General features: G+C 62.3%; 1 protein-coding gene. It reads right to left on the reverse strand.

Going from position 1 to position 390, the window contains the following annotated elements; genetic code table 11:
- Positions 1-330 (reverse strand): hypothetical protein (locus AB4Y63_RS19155; protein ID WP_441792660.1); only part of this gene is annotated, 330 nt, incomplete at its 3' end.
- Between the last annotated feature and the right edge of the window lie 60 nt (positions 331-390).

Consider the following 390-nt stretch of genomic DNA (forward strand, 5'->3'; position numbering starts at 1 on the left):
CCCGGGCGGACCCCGGGCGGACACCCGGGTGACCATCGTGATCAGGTCGGTGCCGGTCGCACAGCCGCGTTTGCGCGCCAGAGACTCGTTCTGGGTTCGGGTGTCGGAGCGCGCATCGACATCGGCGGCCAGGGCGACCCGGCCGGCATCAACCAGGCGGCCGATGCCCTCCATTGCACCCAAACTGCCAAGGACGTCATCGTCGGACAGTAAATGGGTCTGAAGTTCGGCCATCACGTCGACCAGAATCGCCTGAACCTGCGCCATGACCGCGGCCACCGGAGTGTCGGTGGTCGGGGTGATGATGAGGGAAACAGGCTCTGATTCCATGCTTCAATTCTCTCAAAACAGGAACTGGAATACGAGCATTTCTCAGGATCGGTGGATAAC

The sequence above is a fragment of the Leifsonia sp. YAF41 genome, from assembly GCF_052113185.1.
Lineage (GTDB): Bacteria > Actinomycetota > Actinomycetes > Actinomycetales > Microbacteriaceae > Cryobacterium.